Source organism: Pseudomonas sp. PS02303 (genome assembly GCF_029959925.1).
GTDB lineage: Bacteria > Pseudomonadota > Gammaproteobacteria > Pseudomonadales > Pseudomonadaceae > Aquipseudomonas > Aquipseudomonas mandelii.
This window is the reverse complement of record NZ_JASCOM010000330.1, coordinates 1-5,676: the sequence shown is the minus strand read 5'-3', so window position 1 is coordinate 5,676 and position 5,676 is coordinate 1. Positions and strand designations below refer to the sequence as shown.

General features: G+C 61.9%; 8 protein-coding genes. 2 read left to right on the top strand and 6 right to left on the bottom strand.

What is annotated here, in order from left to right; translation table 11 throughout:
* Positions 1–87: 87 nt before the first annotated feature.
* From QMX98_RS31790 to QMX98_RS31765, 6 genes are read right to left on the bottom strand one after another with little or no spacing between them, the layout of a single operon-like run.
* Complete coding sequence (locus tag QMX98_RS31790) at positions 88–798, bottom strand: HAD-IA family hydrolase (protein WP_221107756.1); 711 nt, start codon at positions 796–798, stop codon at positions 88–90.
* Positions 795–1,694, bottom strand: a complete 900-nt coding sequence (gene xerC / locus QMX98_RS31785; RefSeq protein WP_010465103.1) for a tyrosine recombinase XerC — start codon at positions 1,692–1,694, stop codon at positions 795–797. Before xerC ends, QMX98_RS31790 begins: the two co-directional genes overlap by 4 nt.
* Before the next feature lie 2 nt (positions 1,695–1,696).
* Positions 1,697–2,422, bottom strand: coding sequence for a DUF484 family protein (locus QMX98_RS31780; protein WP_010465101.1), 726 nt, complete (start codon positions 2,420–2,422; stop codon positions 1,697–1,699).
* A 13-nt stretch (positions 2,423–2,435) separates the two neighbouring features.
* A complete protein-coding gene (gene dapF, locus QMX98_RS31775) occupies positions 2,436–3,266 on the bottom strand; it encodes a diaminopimelate epimerase (protein WP_010465099.1) in 831 nt (276 codons plus the stop codon).
* 4 nt (positions 3,267–3,270) lie between these two features.
* Entirely contained in the window at positions 3,271–4,518 is a 1,248-nt protein-coding gene (gene lysA / locus QMX98_RS31770) for a diaminopimelate decarboxylase (protein ID WP_010465097.1), read from the bottom strand.
* 9 nt (positions 4,519–4,527) lie between these two features.
* Positions 4,528–4,701, bottom strand: coding sequence for a lipoprotein (locus QMX98_RS31765; protein ID WP_010465096.1), 174 nt, complete (start codon positions 4,699–4,701; stop codon positions 4,528–4,530).
* A 314-nt stretch (positions 4,702–5,015) separates the two neighbouring features.
* Between QMX98_RS31765 and cyaY the strand changes: the two genes are divergently transcribed.
* On the top strand, positions 5,016–5,348 hold the full coding sequence (cyaY, locus tag QMX98_RS31760; protein WP_172791913.1) for an iron donor protein CyaY: 333 nt from the start codon (positions 5,016–5,018) through the stop codon (positions 5,346–5,348).
* Positions 5,349–5,352: 4 nt separating this feature from the next.
* Positions 5,353–5,571 (top strand): DUF1289 domain-containing protein, encoded by a 219-nt coding sequence (locus tag QMX98_RS31755; protein WP_010465092.1) that lies wholly within the window; start codon positions 5,353–5,355, stop codon positions 5,569–5,571.
* Positions 5,572–5,676: the final 105 nt, after the last annotated feature.

The window sequence follows — 5,676 nt, the reverse complement described above, 5'->3', positions numbered from 1 at the left end:
CGATTGCGGTGTGTCAGGCAACATAAATGCTGAATGTCACACCGCAATCGCGAGCAGGCTCACTCCTACAAGGGAATATCGGTGATCTCAGGATTGGTGTTGGGCGTTCCACCGAGCCAGCAACGCCGGTAATTCGGTCAAACTGCGAATCTCGGCATCCGGTGCCTTCTCGGCTTCCCAGTCCTTGCGCGCCGGGTTAAACCAGATCGCCCGCAACCCCGCCTGCTGCGCCCCGGCAATGTCATCCCCCGGATGATCGCCGATATGCACCGCCGTCTCCGCAGTCGCACCGCCCCGTTGCAATGCCTCATGAAACAGGCGCGCATCGGGCTTGGCGATGCCGATGTCTTCGGCGCACAACGCAAACTTGAAGTAATCGGCCAGCCCCAGCCGGCGCACATCGGCGTTGCCATTGGTGACCACACCCAGGGCGTAATGCTTGGCCAGGGTTTCCAGCGTCGGCTCGACGTCGGGAAACACCTCGATCTGGTGCCGGGCATGCAGAAACACTTCAAAACTCTTGTCGGCTAGGTCCGACGCCTCGCCGTGGTCGTATCCGGCCTCCTCCAGCGCATGGAACAACACCCGGCGCCGCAGCGCACTGATGCGGTGTTTGAGGCTCGGTTCGAGGGTCAGGATCCGTTCCCGAATAGCCCACAAATGCTCCACCGGCAGCGCGCCCAGGTTCGGTGCGTGCTCGGTCAGCCATTCACGCAGTATGGCTTCGGCGCTGACGATCACCGGGGCGGTGTCCCACAGGGTGTCGTCGAGGTCGAAGGTGATCAATTGGATGGTCATGAATCATCGCCTTTAATGCGTTTGGCCCGTGGATGGGCGCTGTCGTAGACCGTGGCCAGGTGCTGGAAGTCCAGGTGGGTGTAGATCTGGGTGGTCTTGATGTCCGAGTGGCCGAGCAATTCCTGTACGGCGCGCAGGTCCTGCGAGGATTCCAGCAAATGGCTGGCAAAGGAATGTCGCAACATGTGCGGGTGCAGGTTCTGCCCCAGCTCGCGCTCACCAGCAGCTTTGACCCGCAACTGAATCGCCCGGGGGCCAAGGCGCCGACCTTGCTGGCTGACGAACACCGCATCGTCTGCCGGGTTAGTCATGGCCCGCAACGGCAGCCACAGTTCCAGGGCTTCACGCGCTTTTTTGCCGACCGGCAGCAGGCGAGTCTTGCTGCCCTTGCCGAGCACCTGAACCATGCCGTCGGCCAGATCCAGCTGATCCATATTAAGCCCGGTCAGTTCCGAAAGGCGCAAACCCGAGGAATAGAACAGCTCCAGAATCGCCTGATCCCGACGTGCCAGGAAGTCATCCTCCACCGCGCCTTCAAGCAGTTGCAGCGCGCGGTCGGTATCGAGGGTTTTCGGCAGCCGTCTTTCGCCCTTGGGCGGTGCCAGGCCGTTGGCCGGGTCGTGATCGCAAAGACCTTCGCGGTTCAAATAATGATAGAGCCCACGGACGGCCGACAGCAGTCGCGCCAGGCTGCGCGAAGATTGACCCTGGGAATGCAGGCGCGCGATCAGGCTGCGCAGACGCTGAATGTCCAGCGCGGCCCAGCTGCTGATGTTCTGTTTGACGCACCAGCCCAGCACTTTGTCGAGATCGCGGCGGTAGGCGTGCAGCGTGTGGGGCGACACCTGCCGCTCACTGCGCAGGTGTTCGCAGTAAGCGTCCAGTTGCCGTTCCATGGTCAGCGTACCGAGCGCAGGGAACTGTTGACCCGAGGCAGCACGCGACCCATGACTTCGGCGATGTAGCTCAGGAACAGCGTGCCGACCGAGCTTTTGTAGTGTTGCGGGTCGCGACTGGCGATGGCCAGGACGCCGTGGATGCCTTGATGGCTGATGGCGACAACGGCGGTGGAGCCGATCTGTTTGCGCTGTTCTTCGCCGAACAGGAAGTCCAGTTCGTGATCGCGCAGGCTGCCGCTGACGCTTTTGTCTTCCGAGAGCAAGCCGCCAATGGCCGTTTGCGCGTCGGCATGGGTGACCCAGCGGCCCACCGGCATCGGGTTGTCACCCAGCAGGATCAGGCTGACAAAAGGCACCTGGAAGTCCTGGCGCAGACTGTCTTCGACGCTGATCACCACGTCTTCCAGGCTGCTGGCATCCATCAGCGCCAGAATCAGGCGGCGGGTCTTGTCGAAGAGGCGGTCGTTGTCGCGGGCCACGTCCATCAAATGCGAGAGGCGATGACGCAACTCAATGTTGCGGTCGCGCAGGATCTTCATCTGGCGTTCGACCAGCGAGACGGTATCGCCGCGCTGGTGCGGAATGCGCAAGGCCGGGAGCAGTTCTTCGTGCTCGACGAAGAAATCCGGATGAGCCTCCAGGTACGCGGCAATCGCCGCCGCCTCAAGGCTTTCGGAAGGGGATTCGTCGGGCTGTGGGGCGGGAACCTGGGGCTTATCTTTCATGGATTCGACTCTCTCAAAGACGCACTTGTCCTTCATAAACGCGGACTGCCGGGCCGGTCATCATGACCGGATGGCCAGGGCCTGCCCATTCAATGGACAGACGCCCGCCGGGCAGGTCGATCAATAGCGGCGAATCCATCCACCCCTGGCTGATCGCGGCCACTGCGGCAGCGCAGGCGCCGGTGCCGCAGGCCTGGGTTTCCCCGGCGCCACGTTCCCAGACGCGCAACTGCGCACGGTTCCGGTCGATGACCTGGAGAAAACCGACGTTGACCCGCGCCGGGAAGCGCGGGTGGTGTTCGATTTTCGGTCCCAGTTCATGCACCGGTGCGTTGTTGATGTCGCTGACCCGCAGCACGGCATGGGGGTTTCCCATGGACACGGCGGCCAGTTCGACGGTCGTACCCTCGACATCGAGCTTATAACTCAAGGCCTGTTCTGGCGCGTCGAATGGAATCTCGGTCGGCACCAGGCGCGGTGCGCCCATGTTGACACCAATCTGGCCGTCGCTGCGGATATCCAGTTCGATGATGCCGCTTTTGGTCTCGACGCGAATCTGCCGCTTGGCGGTCAGGCGTTTGTCGAGCACGAAGCGGGCGAAACAGCGCGCACCGTTGCCGCACTGTTCCACTTCGGAACCATCGGAGTTGAAGATCCGGTAGCGGAAGTCCACGTCCGGGTTGCTCGGCGCTTCGACGATCAGCAACTGGTCGAAACCGATGCCGGTATGCCGATCGCCCCATTGCTTGGCGTGCTTGGGCAGGATGTGCGCGTGCTGGCTGACCAGGTCGAGGACCATGAAGTCGTTGCCCAGGCCGTGCATCTTGGTAAAACGCAGCAGCATGGGATTACTCCGGCAGCAGGCTTTCGCCAGCAAACAACTCGGCTACCGTCTCACGGCGACGCACTTCAAATGCCTGATCACCGTCCACCAACACTTCGGCGGCGCGGCCGCGGGTGTTGTAGTTGGAACTCATGACAAACCCATAGGCGCCGGCCGAATGCACGGCCAACAGATCGCCTTCTTCCAGGGCCAGTTCACGATCCTTGGCCAGGAAGTCGCCGGTCTCGCAGATCGGGCCGACGATGTCGTAGGCGCGCGCCGCTGCAGTGCGCGGGCGCACGGCGGTGACATCCATCCAGGCCTGGTACAGCGCCGGACGGATCAGGTCGTTCATGGCCGCGTCAACGATGGCGAAGTCTTTGTGTTCGGTGTGCTTGAGGTACTCGACCTGGGTCAGCAGCACGCCGGCGTTGGCGACGATGAAACGGCCCGGCTCGAACACCAGCGCCAGGTCGCGACCGTCGAGACGCTCGCGCACGGCTTTGATGTAGTCGGCAGCCAATGGCGGCTCTTCATCGCGATAACGCACGCCCAAACCGCCACCGAGATCGATGTGGCGCAGGTAGATCCCGCAATCGCCGAGGCGGTCGACCAGGCCCAGCAGGCGGTCGAGGGCGTCGATGAACGGCGGCAGGGTGGTCAGTTGCGAACCGATGTGGCAATCGACGCCGACCACTTCCAGGTTGGGCAACTGGGCGGCGCGAATGTACACGTCTTCGGCGTCGGCGATAGCGATGCCGAACTTGTTCTCTTTGAGACCGGTGGAAATGTACGGGTGCGTGCCGGCATCGACGTCAGGGTTCACACGTAGCGAGATCGGTGCGCGAACACCCAGCTCGGCGGCGACCACTTGCAGACGCTCCAGCTCATCGGTGGATTCGACGTTGAAGCAATGGACGCCAACTTCCAGGGCGCGACGCATGTCGTCACGGGTCTTGCCGACACCGGAGAAAACGATCTTGTCGGCGCTGCCGCCGGCGGCCAGTACGCGTTCCAGCTCGCCACGGGAGACGATGTCAAAACCGGCGCCAAGACGGGCCAGGACATTCAGTACACCCAGGTTGGAGTTGGCCTTGACAGCAAAGCAGACCAGGTGCGGCATGCCGACCAGCGCATCGGCGTATGCCAGGTACTGGGCTTCGATGTGCGCGCGGGAGTAGACGTAGGTCGGTGTGCCGAAACGTTCGGCGATGGCCGACAGGGCCACACCTTCGGCAAACAGCTCCCCGCCACGGTAATTAAAAGCGTCCATGGCGTTCCCTTATTGGTAGACGTCGTGCTTGTGTGCTTTGGACGGCTGCTTTTGCGAGGACTGAGCCTGCTCGGCGGGATCCTGGGAATCGTCGGGCAGATACAGCGGGCCTTTTTGACCACAGGCCGACACAAGGCAGGCAACCGCGACGAGCGCAGCAAGGGAAGAGATCAGGCGCTTCATGGCGAAATCCTTGAAAATGCATTAATTGCGCCGGAGTATACCGGCCACCCGTCAGCTTGCCTATGCGACGGGGCTCCCGTCCGGCGGGGCTTGGCACGATGCTGGTCAGCCGGGCGCAATCCCTGTGGGAGCGAGCCTGCTCGCGAAGGCGTAGTGTCAGTCAACATTGATGTTGAATATGATGGGCCCTTCTCAAGCAGGCTCGCTCCCACAGGTTTCGTGATCACCGTGGGTCGTTATCCTTTGCAATCACCGGGGCTCGCCCGTATCTTGCGGCGCTTGAGCGTGAACAGACACTTTTTGAGGTTGCCGTAATGAGTTTGACCGAAGCCCGTTTCCATGACCTGGTCGATGCCACCCAGCAGACGCTGGAGGATATTTTTGACGATAGTGGCCTGGATATCGATCTGGAGAGCTCGGCCGGTGTGCTCACCGTCAAGTTCGAAAACGGCAGCCAGTTGATCTTCAGCCGCCAGGAACCCCTGCGTCAGCTGTGGCTTGCGGCCGTGTCCGGTGGTTTCCACTTTGATTACGACGAAGAGAGCGAGCGCTGGATGTGCGACAAGAGTGAAGAACAGTTGGGCGAGATGCTTGAGCGCATCGTCAAGCAGCAAGCTGACGCCGAGCTCGATTTCGAAGGCCTGTGAGACCGTGACCCAGCCTGCGCCCGTTCGTCCGCCCAAACCGCTCTACAGCAATGTCAGCCCGGCCGTGCCTTCGCCGTGCAGCGGTGTGTGTCGGTTGGACGAACAGAAGGTCTGCCTTGGCTGTTTTCGCCATGTCGAAGACATCCGCGAATGGCGCTCGGCGGATGATGATCGTCGGCGTGTGATCTGCGCCCAGGCAGTCCAGCGCAAAGCCTTGGCATAAGAGCTTTTGTGGCGAGGGAGCTTGCTCCCGCTGGGCTGCGAAGCGGCCCCAAAAAGCTTACGACTGCTGCGCAGCCGAACGGGAGCAAGCTCCCTCGCACAGGCA